Below are 18,753 nucleotides of genomic sequence, written 5' to 3' on the forward strand. Positions count from 1 at the left end.
ATCATAATAAAGCGGAGATTATAACATGAATAAATATAAAAGTCTTGCGTTTAATACTGTTATTTTTGCTATAGGCACTTTCGGCTCAAAAATCCTTACGCTTTTTCTTACCCGCCTTTACACTACCTATATGGGCGCGGATATACTTGGAAGCAAGGAACTGATCGAAGCCGCCGCAAACTTTCTGATACCTGTTTTTTCTTTTTCAATGTCCGAGGCTATAATAAGATTCGGACTTGACCGTGAATTCAACAAGCGTCAGATATTTTCAACAGCATGCATGGTTCAGATCGGAGGACTTATCATAATGCTGCTGTTTTCGCCGATTATTTCGCTTATACCTTTTATTAAAGGCTATACGCCTTGGCTGATGATTTATGTCTGCACCTCGGTTTTCAGACTTACATGCTCGAATTTTATACGTTCGAGGGGCTTCGTAAAGCTGTTCGCCTTTGACGGCATACTCGCTACGCTGACGCTTTTTATATTTAATATTATATTTATTTCCCATTTCCAGATGGGCATAAAGGGCTTTATGATAGCTATGATACTCTCAGATCTTTGTTCAGGAATTTTCCTTTGGAATATTGCCGGTCTGGGCAAGTTTTTCAGGCCCTATTGGGCGGATAGAGACACAATGCGTATGATGGTAAGATTTTCACTTCCGCTGATACCGACCGCTATAATGTGGATCATAACAGGCTTTTCAGACCGTCTGCTGATTAAATATATAGACGGACCCGCCGGAAAAACCGGAGATACCGCAGTGGGACTTTATACCGCCGCCTCTAAGGTGCCGAACCTTATTTCCATGGTGTCAACCGTGTTTTTCCAGGCGTGGAATATGTCGGCTATAACGGAACACGGAAACAAGGGTGAGGGAAGGTTTTTCGGCACCGTATTTTCAGCCTACCAGTCTATAATGTATATAGCCTCCGCTTTTCTTATTACCCTTGTACAGCCTGTTTCAAAACTACTGCTGAACTACAACAACCATCCTGAATATGCAAAAGCCTATTTATACACTCCCGTTCTGATTCTGGCTGTTCTTATGATGTGCTTTAACCTGTTTTTCAGCAGTATTTACACCGCCTCGCAGCATACGAAAAATTCCTTCTGGACCAGCATGGTTTCCATGGTGCTAAACGTAGTTCTGAACATTATATTAATAAAAAAATTCGGCGTCCACGGGGCGGTTGCGGCAAGCTTTATAAGCTATGTAGCATGCTATATTATACGCGTTATAGACGCAAGAAGATACATTTATTTTAAGGTGGACCATACAAAAACAGTTATGAACCTTTCAATTCTGCTGGGAATGGCTATTATAGCCGTACATCAGCCGGGATTCTATATTCCCCTGCAAATCGGTATAACAATATTTATAACCGCCGTAAATTTCCCGGAGCTTATGGCTACCGTCAGAAAAATATTAAAAAGGTAAAATAAAATGCACCCCAAAAGCGTCTGACTTTTGGGGTGCATGTTTTTACTGCAACAACGAACGATTTTACTTGAAATTAAAAAGAATGAGTCCGATACAATATCAAACTCATTCTCAATATTTTATTTTGTCTAAATTTATAATTTGACTTTTAGAAACCTTTATTTCCAAAAAGCAAACGCCTGCTCAATAGAATACTGTATTTCCGGAAAGCTGTTGAAGGAATTGTTGAACATCTGGTCGGCTATCTGAAATCCTGAAACCGCGATAGCCCATACCATTGAAAACATGAAAAATTTCTTCATAAGCTTTTTTACAGTCTGATTTTTCATATTAAGATAAATACAGAAAAAAACCGCAAACGCGCCCATCGCCATTTCCCATGAAAAATCAACCGTGTATCTTATAGAATAGCCGCTCTCCCATACCGCCGCCATAATGATAACCGGCATTATAACGCACGGCAGGCCTATATACAGTATTGATAATATTCTGCTTTTTTTGTCCGGCAGCATTTTTAATGCCTTTCCTGACAGGAAATAAGCAAAGGCAGGGAGAACAAGGAAAAATATTCCCGATGTATTTTTAGTTATCAGATCGGCATACAAAAAACCTTCAACGTCAAGACTCTGATATTCCGTATATACAAAAGGGTACCTCATAACAAAGGACGGAATACCGAAAAGATAATTGAAAACCGGTACCAGCGAAAGCTTTGAATGATACTGCGCATTAGTAAAATCATTTATAGTCAGGGAATACTGTATACCGAAGTCAAACGGCGAACCAAACCTTACATAATTATACCACATCTGAATCAAGGCAATTAGAAGCATCGGAACAGCGGCGCACAGAATGTAAACGATATATCTGCTCCTTCTTATATTCGAACCGGAAACTCCCGTAACGCTTGCCGACCGTGGAATCGCATAAATCATAAATATGGCAGCGCAGATACAATATACCGCAAGAGTCGGTCTGCATAAAACTGAAACTGCTAAAATCAGCGATGATAGAGCCGTTTTAACCAATGATATTTTCCCGGGTCCGATTATATTGCCGTCAAACAGAAGCCACGCTCCCCAGGTCAGGAACGCAAAGCCCGCCGATTCTGCAATTTCGTAAATATCCGGTCTGCCGATACAGAACCATATACCGCTTACAAGCTGAATTATAATGAGACCGGCTAAAGCCATACCTGTGGAAAGGCCGCCGAACCATTTTCTTATAAAGGTCATGTATGCAAGGGACAAACCAACCATTCCTATAACCGCAAAGAGCAATACCGCAATCGTAGACGGAAAATAATACCCCGTCAGAGAATGATACGGCCAGAAAAGCAATAATACCGGAGCTATGCCGTAATATGAAAAATACGCGCCGTCATAGAGTAAATGATCCCATTCAAAATCGCACCCCACTACGTCTCTTTCCGTACGATCATACGGATTATCCATCCCCAGCAGCTCGGCAGACGGCTCCGCAAGAAGATTTACCTGACCATTTGAAAAGGCGTCGACAAGCTCCTGAGTTATCTGATTCCCCTTTGTCTGCTTCATTTCTTCAGCAAGGGGAGTCTCAAGCCTGTATGCAACGGTTCCAACCGCCATAGCGCAGAACGCCGCTGTTATTATAGCTGCCCCCCAATTGCAAAAGCGTTTTCCTTTTTCATATTTTCGCTTCATAACGGCCGCGGCATAAAAGATATACGCCAAAATCGGAATAAGCACGGTCGCTGTCAGCCTCAGAACCGAAACTGTAAACGGAATAGGCTTGTTGAAAGTAATTCCTTTCAAATTAACGCTGTCTCCGGGATTCTCAAGTATGAATCTGAGATGGATTTCGTTCACATCTCCGGAAAAAAGCGTCTGAACAGTCTGTGAATTTATGCGTCCGTTTACCATATACCTGCTTATGTAATCAGTGCGGAGCAAGGCCTTCTGCGCCTCATCTCCGGCGTCTATTTTAAACAGTACCCTTTGAGTGTCTTTCCCAAAATCCAAATCAGCATAAACGGAGCCTATTTTTCCGTTGAAATTTTCAATTGAAACTTTAAATTCACCGGCTCCGTTAGCCGCTATAAGATTATTCTGTTCGTCATAAAAGCTGTTTTCACTGCCGTAATATGCCTTTGAAATTTCAACATTCTGTTCCTTAAAGTCAGAATTCCATAGGTAAAACGACGGATAATTAAAAACGGTAAGCTCCAGCAAAGAGGATATAAATATAACCTTGGCTGAAAACCGCAGGGTTTTAAACCCCAGCTTCATATAGAGCAGATAAATTACAGTCTCGACAGCGGACACAATACCTATAAATAAGAAGATATGAACAAACATATCTGATTTCAATATACGTGCAATGTCTGCAATTCCCAATACCGCATTAACCGCCGAGGCCGTAAACGCCGCCGCTTTTAAACGCTTTTTCAATTTACCGGCGTTCTCCGCCAAGCTTATATCCCTGTTTTTCATGTCGCTTATATAAACGACCGACATAAAAATAAATACCGCAACGGCAACAATATAAACTGCAATGTACATTCCTATCCCCCACTTTAACTTAAATAAACATTTTAAGTATAGCATATTCCTACTTTTTTGTCAAATATATTCAACAACGTGAAAGAAAACAATGAAATATACCAAAAAAGCTTCCCCTTTTTTAACAAGGGGAAGCTTAAATGCTTTTTACTTAATTATTTTTTTCTTCTTAGAGCAACTGCAGTTATACCAATACCAGTTGTTATAACAAGACCTGCAACTGCTGCTGCAACGCCTGCGTCGCCTGTAGAAGCAGAAGTTGTCTGAGTTGAGTTGCCCAGAACAGCGCCGCCTGACGTACCGCCAGAAGTATTATTATTCTGAGCTTGCGTAGTCTGGTTATTTCCGTTATTTGCCTGCGTCGGCTGATTATTATTTTCCGACGGAGCCTGTGTAGGCGTTGTATTATTGCCGCCGGAGGAATTGTTTGTTACATTAGAAGTGCCATCATTATATAATCCGGAAACTGTAAAAACAACTTTGATCTGCTGTTTTACTTCTGTCTGTGGTGAAAGATCCTGACATAATTTAGGCTGTTCCCATGTACTGGTTAAATATATTCTTGCCTTTCCAAGATCTGCTTCATAATATTTATAATCGATTGAATCAGCGCTTGATGTATAAGGAGCCTTAACACCGTCAATATAAACCTCATCAACTGTTATTTTTAAATCAGGATATTGATCTGCGGTAAAATTCTTATAATCCTCGCTTGACGAATCAGAACCGCTGATTTGGAGAATAAGAAACTCAATTGAACCCGTACCATCGCCTGTTATATTCCACGTTGCTTCATATTGCGCATTACCGTCAATATTTGCAACAGTTGACCCGTTGGCAATTGCATCTTCTTCCTTCCACTGAGAGTAAGTTCCCATCTGACCGCTAAGCATAGCTTTTCCAACTACAGTTGCAGCGCTAACAGTAGTCGCAGCGTACGACGCTGCAGAAAGAGTTGCTACCGCACATGCAGCCGCAGCCGCAAAAATCTTTTTGAATTTCATATTTAACACCTCAAATAAATTATTTTCTCTTAACCTTTGTCAGCACAGCGGCACCTGCCGTAAGAGCAAGACCTGCAAAAGCAGCCGCAATACCGGCTCCCTTTGTCGTCGGTGATCCGGACGTACTGTTTGACACCTGATTTCCCCCGTTTGTATTGCCGCCGTTATTGCTGTTATTGTTAGCGTTTGCGGCAACGGTCGTCACCTGCGTATTGGCAGAAGTGGCAGGAGCATTTGTAGTAGGCTCAGTTTCAGCTGCGTCTGTCGGATCCGTAGGAGTAGGCTCTACTCCGCCCGTTGCCGGCTCGGTCGTTTCCTCGGTAACTGGAATCGGTTCTGTAGTTTCTTCAGATTGCGACGAATCCTGTGTCACAATTTTATCAATATTAAATGTTATACCCGTTTTTTCCGGATTACCACCCGCATCGTAATTATACGCATTTATATTTGTAGAAAGTATAAGACAAAGAACAGTATCTGCAGGAGAAGAAAGGTTAAACGACACTGTATATTGTCCATTTCCTGTTATAAGTACTGAATCATTCGTTACAGTATTACCATTTTTTCCTGCTCCCCAAAATTGATCTGTTCCGACAGTTCCAACCAATTCCGCTGCATAAGGCTCGCCATCAGATCCATCATCATTCTTATTTACAGAACCCGTAAGTCCCGAAACAGTAAACGTAACATCAATCGCCTCTTCAAAGACTCCTGTGTTATTCATGTCCTTTATTACGGGGTTGACCCACTCGTTATAAATATTAAAACGCAGTGTAGAACCGTCATCATTTTTGGCGAAAGCTCCGCTGCTGGGCCCGGTATATGTAATTTCACGCACCGCAGCGCTTGCCGTTATTAAATTCATTCCAGCAGCCGCTGTTACGGCGCAGGCAGAAACGACTGACAATATTTTTTTAAAATTCATAAATAAACCGTCCCGATATTATTTTTTAGGCAGAAGAGTCCTTGCAACCTCGATTGCATCGTAAAGATCAACTACGCCGTCGTTGTTTATATCTCCGACTTCCATCTGCTCCTCGTCTATATCAATCATGTTCATCATATATTTAGCTATTTCAATAGCGTCGTAAAGGTCTACTACTCCGTCTCTTGTGATATCGCCCTTTTCATACTTAGCGACGTTTGAAGTACCGTCCTTGCCTGTACCGGAAACTGTGAACACAACCTTAAGACTCTGTGTAATCGCAGTATCAGCGGCAAGATCCTCAACGCCGGTACCCGCCCACTGATCGATCAGATAAATTCTCGTAGCAACCGTGCCCTCTACATAATTAAGATCAATAGCGGCCGCGCTTGTCTCATAGTTTTCAACAGCCTTGCCGTCAATATAAACTCCGTCTACCTTTACGGCAAGATTCTCATATTTATCGCTCGAAAGACCGGGAATCTGAACGGCAAGGAATTCAAGCGTGTCAGTACCGCCGTCCGTTACGTTCCATACGACTTCGTACTGAGCGTCTCCGTCAATATTAGCTGTTTTTGAACCTTCTGTAATTTCATCAGCGCCCCATACGCCCGTTGCGCCGATATTACCGATTATTGTTGCGGTTCCGATAGTGCCGACCGGAACGTCCGGATCAGGCTCTGTTTCTTCAGCCATTGTTGTAACCTTATCAATGTTAAATGTAATTCCGGCAGCGGCTGCTCCCATCTCGTCTATTTCAGCCGAATCCGCATACTGATAAGCGTTGATATTAGTAGAAAGAATCAAGCAACTGATCGTATCGGCAGGACTGCTTAACAAAAATTCCGCCATATATGTTCCGTCGCCCTCGATTGCAACAGACTTATTGTCAACGGTATTTCCTTCAGCGGTCGAACCCCAATAGGAATCTGTTCCGACAGATCCTGAAAGAAACGCTTCGTAAGGCGTTTCAGTTCCGTCCTCGGCAATGTTTGCAGAATTTTCTCCAAGACCGGAAACTGTAAATGTTACAGAAATCTTTTCGGAAAAATCTCCTTTATTTTCGATATCCTTGATGTCGATTCCCCATTCGTTAAAAATGTTCATACGCAGCGATGAACCGTCGTTTTCAAAAGCCAAAGCTCCGTCAGACGGACCTGTATACGCAATTTCCTTTTCGACGCTTGCTGCGGATGCCGGAACAGCGGCAAGCAATGCGGAAGCCGCCATAGCTGCGGCAGAAGCGGAAGCGATTATTCTTTTTAATTTCTTCATTTTTAGCACCTCGTTATTTTATATTTTTTTATTTTGCTGTCTTACCTAAAAAGCAAATTTTCACGTCTTAATTATAACATTACCGGCACTGATATGTCTATGTTAATGCTAACCAAAGATTGAACATTTAATTTGTATGTTCTGCTCATAATGCACAATAATTGTATTATTTCTCCATTTAATTCTGAATTATTTTTATTCAATTCATTATTTTTCCAGCGGATTTCATTTCATCTAACACATCTTTCATCAGAATTTCCGGTCTCTGGCCCTTTTCAAGCCTTACGCTGATATACGGCTTTGCAAGACTGTTGAAAAGTATTCTGCCCTTAAACGTCCTTGAAAGCCCGCTTATCTGCTCCGGCTTAGGATTTTCTATATAGAAAAACAGGTTTTCCTTTCTCTGCTGGATTTCGGTAATACCCAACGCGGCCGCCGTGTTTCTCAGAAGAGCCGCCTCTATAAGCCCCGTAACCGACTTCGGAGGCTCCCCGTAACGGTCTATCAGCTCGTCTATCATTTCAATTTTATCCTCAGGCGTTTCAATTGCCGCTATTTTTTTATAGGCGTCAATTCTCTGAGCGGAGCTTTCAATGTATTTTTCCGGAATATGAGCGTCTATGCGGATATCCACAGAGCAGTCCGCCGCCTTTTCAACCGGCTCGCCCTTTTCCTCTGCTATTGCCTCGGTAAGCAGGCGCAGGTACATATCGTAGCCCACCGCCTCCATATGACCATGCTGCTTTCCGCCTAAAATACTTCCGGCTCCCCTGATTTCAAGATCCCTGAGAGCAATCCTGAAGCCGCTGCCGAATTGGGTAAACTCTCTCATTGCATTCAGCCTTTTAGAGGCGATTTCCGAAAGCACCTTTTCCCGTCGGAATGTAAAATAAGCGTACGCCCTTTTGTTTGAACGTCCTACCCGTCCTCTGAGCTGATAAAGCTGTGAAAGACCGAATCGGTCGCTGTCCTCTATTATAAGAGTATTGACATTAGGAACGTCTACGCCGGTTTCTATTATAGTGGTGCAGACAAGTATATCAATTTCATGCTCCACAAGACTGTTCCATATTCCGGACATCTTCTCCTCGGTCATCTGACCGTGGGCATAGGCGATTCTCGCGTCAGGCAGCAGCTCCTGAAGCCTTGCGGCGCAGCCTGAAATGCTGTCCACCCGGTTATGGATATAATACACCTGACCGCCCCTTTTAAGCTCCTTTGTTATTGCCTGTAATATCATTCCCGCATTGTATTCCACCACATAGGTCTGCACGGGATATCTGTCCTGGGGCGGCTCTTCTATAACCGACATATCCCTTATTCCGCTCATCGCCATGTTAAGCGTCCTCGGAATAGGAGTAGCCGACAATGTAAGAACGTCCACCCCGGAAAAATATTCCTTGAATTTCTCCTTATGAGCCACCCCAAATCGCTGCTCCTCGTCTATGATTGCAAGTCCCAGGGATTTAAACTCTATATCCTTCTGAACAAGTCTGTGAGTGCCTATTATTATGTCTATAAGCCCTTTTTTAAGTCTTTTGACAATATCCTGCTGCTGTTTTGAAGTACGAAACCTCGATATCAGCTCTATATTTACCGGAAACTGCTCGAATCTTCTCAGAGCGGTCTGGTAATGCTGCATGGCAAGCACCGTCGTCGGAACAAGTATGGCGCACTGCTTTCCGCTTATAACGCACTTCATCGCCGCGCGAAAAGCAACCTCGGTCTTTCCGAAGCCTACGTCGCCGCAGAGAAGTCTGTCCATTGGACGCGGTCTTTCCATATCCTCCTTTATCTCGCTTATGGACTGAAGCTGATCGTCGGTTTCGGCATAAGGAAACCTCGCCTCAAAATCTCTCTGCGTCTCATCGTCAGGCAGAAAAGCGATTCCCTTGCTCTGCTCTCTTTTTGCGTAAAGCTTTATCAGCTCATGGGCCATATCCTTTACCGCCCGCTTTACGCTGCTGCGCGTTTTCTGCCATTCGGCGGAGGAAAGCTTATTGAGCTTTACTCCCGCGTCGTCCCTCGGACCGATATATTTTGAAACCATATCAAGCTGAGTCACCGGAACGTATAAAACGTCCTTTCCGGCATACTGAATAGTAATATAATCCTTTGTTACGCCTTCAAGCTCAAGCTTTCTTATTCCGGCGAAACGCCCGATTCCATGAAGAGAATGAACCACAAGATCCCCGGACGTTATATCGGAAAGACTTCTTATCTCCTCGCCCTTTTTATGCTTTTTCTTTCTCTTTTTTGAGCCTGCCGCCTTAGCCTGCGTTATAACGGCAGTTTTATTTTCAAGATATTCAAAGCCTCCGGAAAGACTTCCGGTCATCAGCAGTACCCTGCCCGGCTGACATACGCTTTCGGGATTAGCTATATCGCAGCCTATTCCGGCGTCCTCCAGATCCTGCTTTATGATAGGGAGAGTTTTTTCGCTTCCCGCGATAAGCATAGTGCGGAAGCCCCTCTCGCAGTAGCCGGTCAGATCCTCGTTGAGCTGACGCATTTCGCCGCCCCACGGCGCGTTCTGAATTCCCTCGAAATTGACTATTTTCTTATATCCCACACGGTCAAGCCCCGATATAAAATTACTTATAAAAAGCCGCTCGCCGCCGGACGCCCGCTCCGTTATTTCACCGAAGTCAAAATAATGCCCCTCAAGACCTCTGCAAAGCGATCCCTCCTCCAGAAGAATCCTGCAATCCTCGTTATATTGCGAAATAACTCCCTTGGCCCGCTCGACCGCGTTTGTATATTCGGAAAATACCGTAAGACCACTGAAATAATCAAAAACCGACGGCAGCCTGTCGTATATAACGGGTATATACTTATCTATGCATTCAAGCTCCGAACCGTCTCTCAGCTTTTGCGCGTCGCGAAAAAGCTTTTCCCTTACGGCTTCCGCCTTTTTGCCGCGCGCCGATTTCGCGAGTCCTTCAATTTTTTCCGCCAATCCGGCTCTGTCCGTAATAGTTTCGATTGCCGGAGCTATCCTGAATTCGCCGGCGCTTTCCGTCCTTCTCTGTGTTTCCGGATCAAAATAAGCTATACTGTCAACGTCGTCCCCCCATAGCTCTATCCTGACGGGAAATTCCGACTGCACCGGAAAAATATCGGCTATAGCGCCCCTTACTGAAAACTGCGAGGGACCCTCTACCTTATCGCTTCGGACATAGCCCATATTGACCAGCCTTGTTTTAAACTCTTTGAGATCAAGCTGCGAACCGCTTTTTATCGTTAAAGTATGCCCGGACAAAACGTCGGGCGGTATAGCCGGCTGCATAACGGCCTCGGCAGACGCCGCCAGCACTCTGCACTCCCCGCTCAGCACAGCGGAAAGCGCCTCTATACGCTGATGCTCATAATCCCTGGACATGCCCTCGGCAGAGGTCAGAAAAATTTCTCTTGCCGGATAAAGCATGGCAAGCCTTGACGACTGAGCCATTGTATTTATATTATCGCATAGACGTTTTGCTTCCGCCTCGCTGTCTGTAACAACTAAAAAACCGGTCTTTCCGCTGAGCGTATAGAGAAGCTGCGCCTTGTGAATATGAGACAGTCCGGTTGCGCAGACCGGCGATATTCCGTCTGAAAGATATTTTTCAATATCTCTCCAGCCGGCAAGCTCCATAAAGCTATGTTTAAAGAAATCCATTCCGCCCTCCTTTTTATAACGCGCAAAACAGCATACCCCCATTTGTATAAAGGGGGAATGCCGCAATTATCTTAAATCCTTTTTACTTTTAATAACTTTTTGATAAGACCAAAGCCCGCCGCGGCAACTATGAATTATATCTGTTCATAGCCTCGTCTATCCTTCCGCCGACGATCATCTCGATACATTCGCAGGCGTTGTCAGCCGCTTCTCCAAGCTTTTTTCTGTCATCAGGACTGAAACGGCTCAGCACCCAGTCCGCAAGATCATATTTAGGATGGGGCTTTTTTCCTACGCCCATCTTTATCCTCGGAAACGTATCCTCTCCTGTCAGGTATATTATACTTTTAATACCGTTATGACCGCCGTCGCTGCCCTTCCTTCGGATACGCAGCTTTCCCGGCTCAAGAGAAATATCGTCATAAACAATAACGACATGCTCGATATCCAGCTTATAATAATTCATTGCCTCGGAAATCGCCTGACCGCTGTTGTTCATAAAAGTGGAGGGCTTCATTACCAGACAATGCTTTCCGCTTACCGACACGTCCGCGCACAAAGATTTGAATTTCAGCTTTTTCATCTCAAATCCAAGCTTTTCCGCCAGAGCGTCCATAACAATAAAGCCCGCGTTATGACGGGTTCCCTCATATTTTTCTCCCGGATTTCCAAGTCCGGCGATAATATATTCAACAGGCCCCGCCGGCGTATCGTCCTGTTTTGATATTTGTCTGAATTTATCGAAAATACTCATTTATATCACGCTTTTTCCAGTCTTTTTTTCAGCTTTCTTAGGCTGTACCCCTCTTTTATCTGCATCGTTCCCCTGTCAATCGCCAGAGCGTAATCGGGAACGTCCTTTGTAATCGTTGTACCCGCCGCGGTGTAAACCGCCTTTCCAAGCTTAACAGGAGCGATCAGATTGGTATTGCAGCCTATAAAACAATTGTCTCCTATTTCGCAGCGGCTCTTGATTATTCCGTCGTAATTTACCGTTACAGTGCCGCAGCCGAAATTGACGTTTTTACCGACGTCGCTGTCTCCCACATAAGTAAGATGCGCAACGGCTGTTCCCTCGCCGACGGTAGAATTTTTGATCTCCACAAAATCGCCTATCTTTACGCCGGATTTTATATGGCTGCCGGGCCTTATATGCACCCACGGACCTATTTTAACTCCGGCGTCAATAGTGGATTTGAACGCCTGAACATAATTCAAGCTTACGTTATCTCTGATTTCGCAGTCGGATATTATACAGTTAGGCCCTATCAGGCAATTCTTTCCAATAACCGTGTTTCCTCTCAGATGGGTTCCCTCCATGATCTCGGTCCCCTCGCCGATCACGACGCCGCGCCCGATCACAACGCCGTCAATACAGTTGAATTCCACGCCGTTTTCAAGATGCTTTTCTATAACCGCCATTCTTGCAACCGTATTAAGCTCCAAAAGCCCCTTTCTGTCGTTGGCGCCCAGCACGACATCTGGATTTTCCGATATATAAGCGTCCACGCGTCTGCCCTTGTTAAGCGCAATGAATACGCTGTCTGTAAGATAATATTCTCCCTGAGAGTTATTTGTCGTCAGCTCTCCCAGATATTCCGTAAGATCCGCCGTTTTAAACCAGTAGGCTCCTGAATTTATTTCCTTTATTTCCTTCTGTCCGACTGTAGCGTCCTTTTCCTCGACAATAGAGGTTATGCCGTTTTCACCTCTGACTATTCTGCCGTAGCCCGTCGGATTTTCCGATACGGCGGTTATGACGGTTATGGAATTTCCGCCTCTCTCATGAGCTTCAAGAGATTTTCTGATGGTTTCGCTGTCTATGAAGGGCGCGTCGCCGCATAGAACAAGAGTATTTTTACCGCCGCTTTCCTCCATAAACGGCACAGCCTGCATAACGGCATGACCTGTTCCGAGCCTTTCCTCCTGCAATACAGTTTCATAACGTCCGTTAAGATATTCGTCTATCATTTCAGACATAAATCCCTTGACAATACAAAGCTTTTCTATACCCGCGCCCTCGCAGGCTCCTATAACCCATTCAAGCATAGGCTCGCCCAAAACCTTGAACATAGGCTTGGGAATCTCCGCTTTCATTCTTTTTCCCTGACCTCCGGCCAGTATAACAGCGTTATTCATAACTAAATTTCCTCTTTTCCTTGAAATCAAACTGTAAATTGATCTATAAAATTATTACCCGCTCTTTTAAAACGGATCGTCTTTTAAACGTCACATATTCAGAGTCTTCGTATACCGTATTAATATATTATGACAATAAAATGAAAATTTTTCAAGGGATTTTTCAAAAAAGTTGATAAATATAAAAAATTTGTGAATATTGCTACAAAATAAGTATTGAGATTTTTTTCAAAAATATATGGAATTTTTTTCGTATATATGGTATAATATTAATTAACCGGACCAAAAAGGATTTTTCTGCCCTTTTCCGGTCTTTAGTAAAAAAATATCTGGAGGTATAAAACCAATGGCAAAGAAATATTGCTACCTTTTCTCTGAAGGTAACGCAAGCATGAGAGAACTCCTCGGCGGCAAGGGCGCAAACCTTGCTGAAATGACAGGCATGGGTCTTCCCGTTCCTCAGGGCTTCACTATTTCAACCGAAGCCTGCACACAATACTATGAGGACGGCCGTCAGATCAACCCTGACATCATGGCTGAAATCAACGAATACATCGGCAAGATGGAGGAAATCACCGGAAAGAAGTTCGGCGATCACGAAAATCCTCTTCTCGTTTCCGTTCGTTCAGGCGCAAGAGCTTCAATGCCCGGCATGATGGACACCATTCTAAACCTTGGTCTTAACGAAGAGGTTGTAGAGGTTATCGCTGAAAAGTCAAATAATCCGAGATGGGCATGGGACTGCTACAGAAGATTTATTCAGATGTATTCCGACGTAGTTATGGAAGTCGGCAAGAAATATTTCGAAGAGCTTATTGACGAAATGAAGGCTAAGAAGGGCGTTACTCAGGACGTTGACCTGACTGCTGACGACCTCAAGGAGCTTGCTGGTCAGTTCAAGGCCGAATATAAGGAAAAGATTGGTTCAGACTTCCCTTCAGATCCTAAGGAACAGCTTATGGGAGCAGTTAAGGCTGTATTCCGTTCATGGGACAATCCGAGAGCTAACGTTTACAGAAGAGATAACGATATTCCTTATTCATGGGGTACCGCTGTCAACGTTCAGTCAATGGCTTTCGGAAACATGGGCGACGACTGCGGTACAGGCGTTGCGTTTACCCGTGATCCTGCAACAGGCGAAAAGAAGCTTATGGGCGAATTCCTTACAAACGCACAGGGCGAGGACGTTGTTGCCGGCGTAAGAACGCCTATGCCGATCGCGCAGATGGCTGAAAAATTCCCGGCTGCGTTTGAAAAATTTCAGAACGTATGCAAGACTCTTGAAGATCACTACAGAGATATGCAGGATATGGAATTTACAGTTGAACACGGCGAACTCTTTATGCTTCAGACAAGAAACGGCAAGAGAACGGCTCAGGCTGCTCTGAAGATTGCCTGCGACCTCGTTGACGAAGGTATGAGAACTGAAGAAGAAGCGGTAGCTATGATCGACCCAAGAAACCTTGACACTCTGCTTCACCCTCAGTTTGACGCAAAGGCGCTTAAGGCTGCCGCTCCTGTCGGCAAAGGCCTGGGCGCGTCTCCCGGAGCTGCCTGCGGTAAAATCGTGTTTACAGCCGACGACGCTGTTGCATGGGCTGAAAAGGGCGAAAAGGTTGTTCTGGTTCGTCTTGAAACCTCGCCTGAAGACATCACAGGCATGAAGTCCGCTCAGGGTATCCTCACGGTAAGAGGCGGTATGACATCTCACGCTGCCGTTGTTGCCCGCGGTATGGGTACATGCTGCGTTTCAGGCTGCGGCGATATCAAGATGGACGAAGCAAACAAGAAGTTTGAACTCGCAGGAAAGACATATCATGAAGGCGACTTCATCTCAATCGACGGTTCAACAGGCAACATCTACGACGGAATTATTCCTACGGTAGACGCTACCATTGCCGGTGAATTCGGAAGAATCATGGCTTGGGCTGATAAATACAGAGCTCTCAAGGTAAGAACAAACGCGGACACTCCTGCCGACGCTAAAAAGGCAAGAGAGCTTGGAGCTGAAGGTATCGGTCTGTGCCGTACAGAGCACATGTTCTTTGAGCCGGACAGAATCGGCGCTTTCCGTGAAATGATCTGCTCCGATACTGTTGAAGAAAGAGAAGCCGCTCTTGCTAAGATCGAGCCTATGCAGCAGGCCGACTTTGAAGCCCTTTATGAAGCGCTTGAAGGCTGCCCTGTTACAATCAGATTCCTGGATCCTCCGCTTCACGAATTCGTTCCTACAGAAGAAGCTGACATTGAAGCTCTTGCTAAGGCTCAGGGCAAGTCAGTTGAAACAATAAAGAATATCATAGCTTCGCTTCACGAATTCAATCCAATGATGGGTCACAGAGGCTGCCGTCTTGCCGTAACATATCCCGAAATCGCAGTAATGCAGACAAAGGCTGTTATAAAGGCTGCTATCGCAGTTTCAAAGAGACACCCCGATTGGACAATCGTTCCTGAAATCATGATCCCGCTGATCGGAGACATCAAGGAGCTTAAATACGTTAAGAAGTTTGTTGTTGAAACAGCAGACGCAGTAATAAAGGAAGCCGGCGCAGACCTCAAGTATGAGGTGGGTACAATGATCGAGATTCCAAGAGCTGCGCTGACAGCCGATGAAATCGCCAAGGAAGCTGAATTCTTCTGCTTCGGCACAAACGATCTTACTCAGATGACATTCGGATTCTCAAGAGACGACGCAGGCAAGTTCCTCGACGCTTACTACGACGCTAAGATTTTCGAGAACGATCCGTTCGCTAAGCTCGACCAGACAGGTGTAGGCAAGCTTATGGATATGGCTGTTAAGCTCGGTAAGGAAGTTCGTCCTGAAATGCACATCGGCATATGCGGCGAGCACGGCGGAGATCCTTCATCAGTTGAATTCTGCCACAAGCTTGGTCTGACATACGTTTCCTGCTCGCCTTTCCGCGTTCCGATCGCAAGACTTGCCGCTGCACAGGCTGCTATTGCAAGCAAGTAATCTTTGTATTTTTAATAATCATGTTTAACAAAAGCCTTTGCTTTCGTTAAACACAAAAAGCCCCGTTCAGACGTTTAAAAGTCTGATACGGGACTTTTATTTATAAATTGAAACAAAATAAAAAGACGAGGAATTCGGCTATTCTGACAGGTCTATGAATTCTTGAAAATTCACCGGCTATAAAGTCAGGTATTCTATATGCTGACAGCCCTTTGCCCCTGTAAAACCACGAAAAGACCTGAACGTATCGTTTAATCTGATTGTGATTCAATTATTGACATATTAAAACCGGCGCCTGAATAAAATCAGGCGCCGGTTTGTATAAATAAAGAAGAAGGAAATCTATGTTAAAGACTCTCGTATTAGCTTAACCAAAATATCTCTTTAAAAGACCTGCAAACGCACAGCCGTGACGAGCCTCGTCCTTAGCCATTTCATGTACCGTATCATGGATTGCGTCAAGATTAAGCTCCTTAGCTCTTGAAGCCAACTTTTTCTTGCCCTCACACGCGCCGTTTTCAGCCATAACTCTAAGCTCAAGATTTTTCTTTGTGGAATCTGTTACTACTTCGCCGAGAAGCTCAGCAAATTTAGCCGCATGCTCTGCTTCCTCATAAGCTGCCTTTTCATAGTAAAGACCAATTTCAGGATAGCCTTCTCTGTGCGCTACTCTTGCCATAGCAAGATACATGCCAACCTCGGAACATTCGCCGTTGAAATTCTCCTTAAGACCTTCTATTATTTCAGGATCAACGCCCTTTGCAACGCCTACAACATGCTGATCAGCCCATGCAAGACCCGCTGTTTCCTTAACCTCATTAAACTTCGAAGCCGGCGCCTTGCACTGTGGACATGACTCCGGAGCAGCTTCTCCCTCATATACATAACCGCAAACTGAACAAATAAACTTCTTCATTCTAAAATCCTCCAAATATATTATGTTTTAAATCAAAATCGAACCGAAAAGAATAATGTCTCTTAAGTTCTGAATTTATTATAATACATCAAAATTCAGTTGTCAAGCCATTTTTATAAAAATTCACAAACTTTTCACAATCAAGCTGTTCAATATGCAATAACAGGTGATAATGGTTATCACTTAGAAATAAAAAAAGAAAGACGCGCCAGCGTCCTTCTTTGAAATTACAAATAACTCACTTGGAAATAATTTCACCCCAAGCATTTTCCTTATCTGCTGACATATTGTATCTGCATATACTGATAGCGTCATACAAATCAGTAGATTGGTCCTCATTAACGTTAGCAAAAAATTCTTGCTTTTTGTTAAGATTTTCCATACTCATCATTTTCTTTGTAACCATAATCGCATCATAAAGATCAACATTGCCGTCGCCGTTTACATCGCCTCTTAAAGCGACTTCAGCATTGGTATTGCCTTTTTCTTCAATATAAACCATGTGCCTGGTTACAGGCTTTGCAGCCTCTAAAACCGTAATAGCGCTGTCGTTGATTTCAACATTGTCAAATTCGCCGATATTGCCATTACACAGATTGCCGATTCTGGAAACCCTTACATCATAAACTGTTCCTTCTTCAGCGTTTTCCGGAACTTCGAAAGTTAAAGTAGACATTACCTTACCGTCTTGAAAATGCGTACCGGTAAAATTTACTAAGGTAACAACATTATCAACTACGCAAGAAGTAACAACGCCTTCTATTCTTTCAAGCTTAAGTTCACTGTCGAATTCAATGTCAAGGTTATAGCCTGCGCATCTGTTTCCCGACTCAAGAGTTAAGTCAACGGTAACATATTTACCTGCAACCGCAACTGAATCGGATAAATTGATTACTGCGCTGGTTTCTTCCGCGGATAGACTCATCGTTCCGCAAGAAACAGCCATAGCGGCCGTTGCTAATAATGCGGACAATCTTTTAAATGTTTTTTTCATAATTACCCTTCTTTCAAAAAATCAAGGGCAATCTTACTGTTTGGGACGTATGACTTTTGATTACGATAACTGTTTTTAATCAGTTATCAAAAAACAATAATCATAAATTATTGTGCAACTGGCAATCATACCGTTTCAAATGAGAAACGGGTTAGACCCTTAGCTTTGCGTCCTTACTTTTCAATAAGTTTGCCAAAATATTTTTTCTCACTCTTCTTGCTTGCAATTTAGAATCGCTTAATAGCATCAATGCTTTCGCTTTTTCTATGTTCTAAGTATACCATGATTTTCCTTGGAAGTCAACTAATTTCGGCGTTTTCTCTATTTTGATAAAATAATTGTTAGCAGCCTTGTGCAGATTGTATAGTACATTGGCAGAAATATACTAAAACAACCTTTTTATTGACAAAATAGGATAATCATGTTCATATGGCTTTATTATTTCCGGGTGTTTTCCGGCATATTCATAAATAGTTTTTTCCAGTCCCCGGGAAAGAAAATCCATAAGCTGTGACAGAGGACGGCTGTAAATCTCAGGACACACAGGCGAAATCGTTATAGCAAGCAGTCCTTCATCAACGGACATAATTCTGAACGGCCATATAAAGCAGTCAAAGGGCTTATCAACGCCCAGCATACAGCCCTTTTCAGGATCAAGTGCGGGACAATAAAACAATTCGCCGTCAGGAAGATTTCCGGCGTCTACCACAAAGCCGCCGTCCTTTTCAATGAATCCTACGTTCGGTCTGAGTTCGGCAAGCCTTCGCCTGGTTTTTTCATTCATAACCGGCATTTCCCAAAGATCTGTATTGTCAAATCCGCAGCATATTTTGCAGGACGCGCATATTTTATTTTCCAGTAAACCCTTAAGCATTTTT

The 18,753-nt window shown here is 43.8% G+C and carries 12 protein-coding genes and 1 riboswitch; of the genes, 2 read left to right on the forward strand and 10 right to left on the reverse strand.

Features of this window, described 5'->3' with window-relative positions; all coding sequences use genetic code 11:
- Window positions 1-25: 25 nt before the first annotated feature.
- Window positions 26-1,444: a lipopolysaccharide biosynthesis protein gene (locus tag ACYQ0N_RS13965; protein WP_177532765.1), complete on the forward strand. Its 1,419-nt coding sequence runs from the start codon at window positions 26-28 to the stop codon at window positions 1,442-1,444.
- 161 nt (window positions 1,445-1,605) lie between these two features.
- On the opposite strand, the gene ACYQ0N_RS13975 is transcribed toward ACYQ0N_RS13965, so the two are convergent.
- From ACYQ0N_RS13975 to glmU, 7 genes are all read right to left on the reverse strand, one after another.
- Entirely contained in the window at window positions 1,606-3,987 is a 2,382-nt protein-coding gene (locus ACYQ0N_RS13975; RefSeq protein WP_177532766.1) for a hypothetical protein, read from the reverse strand.
- A gap of 155 nt (window positions 3,988-4,142) precedes the next feature.
- Window positions 4,143-4,991 carry a hypothetical protein gene (locus ACYQ0N_RS13980; protein WP_177532767.1) on the reverse strand — a complete coding sequence of 283 codons (849 nt, stop codon included), beginning with the start codon at window positions 4,989-4,991 and terminating at the stop codon, window positions 4,143-4,145.
- Between the two features lie 19 nt (window positions 4,992-5,010).
- Window positions 5,011-5,916, reverse strand: coding sequence for a hypothetical protein (locus tag ACYQ0N_RS13985; protein WP_177532768.1), 906 nt, complete (start codon window positions 5,914-5,916; stop codon window positions 5,011-5,013).
- Between the two features lie 18 nt (window positions 5,917-5,934).
- A complete protein-coding gene (locus ACYQ0N_RS13990; protein ID WP_460163034.1) occupies window positions 5,935-7,191 on the reverse strand; it encodes a dockerin type I repeat-containing protein in 1,257 nt (418 codons plus the stop codon).
- A 199-nt stretch (window positions 7,192-7,390) separates the two neighbouring features.
- On the reverse strand, window positions 7,391-10,852 hold the full coding sequence (gene mfd / locus ACYQ0N_RS13995; RefSeq protein ID WP_460163035.1) for a transcription-repair coupling factor: 3,462 nt from the start codon (window positions 10,850-10,852) through the stop codon (window positions 7,391-7,393).
- A gap of 127 nt (window positions 10,853-10,979) precedes the next feature.
- Window positions 10,980-11,606 (reverse strand): aminoacyl-tRNA hydrolase, encoded by a 627-nt coding sequence (gene pth / locus ACYQ0N_RS14000; RefSeq protein ID WP_177532771.1) that lies wholly within the window; start codon window positions 11,604-11,606, stop codon window positions 10,980-10,982.
- A gap of 5 nt (window positions 11,607-11,611) precedes the next feature.
- Complete coding sequence (glmU, locus tag ACYQ0N_RS14005; RefSeq protein ID WP_177532772.1) at window positions 11,612-12,991, reverse strand: bifunctional UDP-N-acetylglucosamine diphosphorylase/glucosamine-1-phosphate N-acetyltransferase GlmU; 1,380 nt, start codon at window positions 12,989-12,991, stop codon at window positions 11,612-11,614.
- Between the two features lie 346 nt (window positions 12,992-13,337).
- Here glmU and ppdK point away from each other — a divergent pair, with 346 nt between their 5' ends.
- On the forward strand, window positions 13,338-15,965 hold the full coding sequence (ppdK, locus tag ACYQ0N_RS14010) for a pyruvate, phosphate dikinase (RefSeq protein WP_460163036.1): 2,628 nt from the start codon (window positions 13,338-13,340) through the stop codon (window positions 15,963-15,965).
- Between the two features lie 367 nt (window positions 15,966-16,332).
- On the opposite strand, the gene ACYQ0N_RS14015 is transcribed toward ppdK, so the two are convergent.
- The 3 genes from ACYQ0N_RS14015 to ACYQ0N_RS14025 all read right to left on the reverse strand — a co-directional run bounded on the left by ACYQ0N_RS14015 (window position 16,333) and on the right by ACYQ0N_RS14025 (window position 18,749).
- A complete protein-coding gene (locus ACYQ0N_RS14015; RefSeq protein ID WP_177532774.1) occupies window positions 16,333-16,881 on the reverse strand; it encodes an NADH peroxidase in 549 nt (182 codons plus the stop codon).
- A gap of 238 nt (window positions 16,882-17,119) precedes the next feature.
- Entirely contained in the window at window positions 17,120-17,875 is a 756-nt protein-coding gene (locus ACYQ0N_RS14020) for a dockerin type I repeat-containing protein (RefSeq protein WP_177532775.1), read from the reverse strand.
- A gap of 110 nt (window positions 17,876-17,985) precedes the next feature.
- A riboswitch (cyclic di-GMP riboswitch) is annotated at window positions 17,986-18,079 on the reverse strand.
- A gap of 181 nt (window positions 18,080-18,260) precedes the next feature.
- A complete protein-coding gene (locus ACYQ0N_RS14025) occupies window positions 18,261-18,749 on the reverse strand; it encodes a hypothetical protein (RefSeq protein WP_460163037.1) in 489 nt (162 codons plus the stop codon).
- Window positions 18,750-18,753 lie beyond the last annotated feature (4 nt).

Source organism: Ruminococcus sporogenes, from assembly GCF_054655175.1.

What these genes read in the sequence shown, in the direction of transcription:
- ACYQ0N_RS13985 (WP_177532768.1), bottom strand. Translation starts at nt 5,916, where the DNA reads ATGAATTTTAAAAAAATATTGTCAGTCGTTTCTGCCTGCGCCGTAACA.
- ACYQ0N_RS14015 (WP_177532774.1), bottom strand. Translation starts at nt 16,881, where the DNA reads ATGAAGAAGTTTATTTGTTCAGTTTGCGGTTATGTATATGAGGGAGAA.
- ACYQ0N_RS13975 (WP_177532766.1), bottom strand. Translation starts at nt 3,987, where the DNA reads ATGTACATTGCAGTTTATATTGTTGCCGTTGCGGTATTTATTTTTATG.
- ACYQ0N_RS13980 (WP_177532767.1), bottom strand. Translation starts at nt 4,991, where the DNA reads ATGAAATTCAAAAAGATTTTTGCGGCTGCGGCTGCATGTGCGGTAGCA.
- ACYQ0N_RS13990 (WP_460163034.1), bottom strand. Translation starts at nt 7,191, where the DNA reads ATGAAGAAATTAAAAAGAATAATCGCTTCCGCTTCTGCCGCAGCTATG.
- mfd (WP_460163035.1), bottom strand. Translation starts at nt 10,852, where the DNA reads ATGGATTTCTTTAAACATAGCTTTATGGAGCTTGCCGGCTGGAGAGAT.
- ppdK (WP_460163036.1), top strand. Translation starts at nt 13,338, where the DNA reads ATGGCAAAGAAATATTGCTACCTTTTCTCTGAAGGTAACGCAAGCATG.
- ACYQ0N_RS13965 (WP_177532765.1), top strand. Translation starts at nt 26, where the DNA reads ATGAATAAATATAAAAGTCTTGCGTTTAATACTGTTATTTTTGCTATA.
- pth (WP_177532771.1), bottom strand. Translation starts at nt 11,606, where the DNA reads ATGAGTATTTTCGATAAATTCAGACAAATATCAAAACAGGACGATACG.
- glmU (WP_177532772.1), bottom strand. Translation starts at nt 12,991, where the DNA reads ATGAATAACGCTGTTATACTGGCCGGAGGTCAGGGAAAAAGAATGAAA.
- ACYQ0N_RS14025 (WP_460163037.1), bottom strand. Translation starts at nt 18,749, where the DNA reads ATGCTTAAGGGTTTACTGGAAAATAAAATATGCGCGTCCTGCAAAATA.
- ACYQ0N_RS14020 (WP_177532775.1), bottom strand. Translation starts at nt 17,875, where the DNA reads ATGAAAAAAACATTTAAAAGATTGTCCGCATTATTAGCAACGGCCGCT.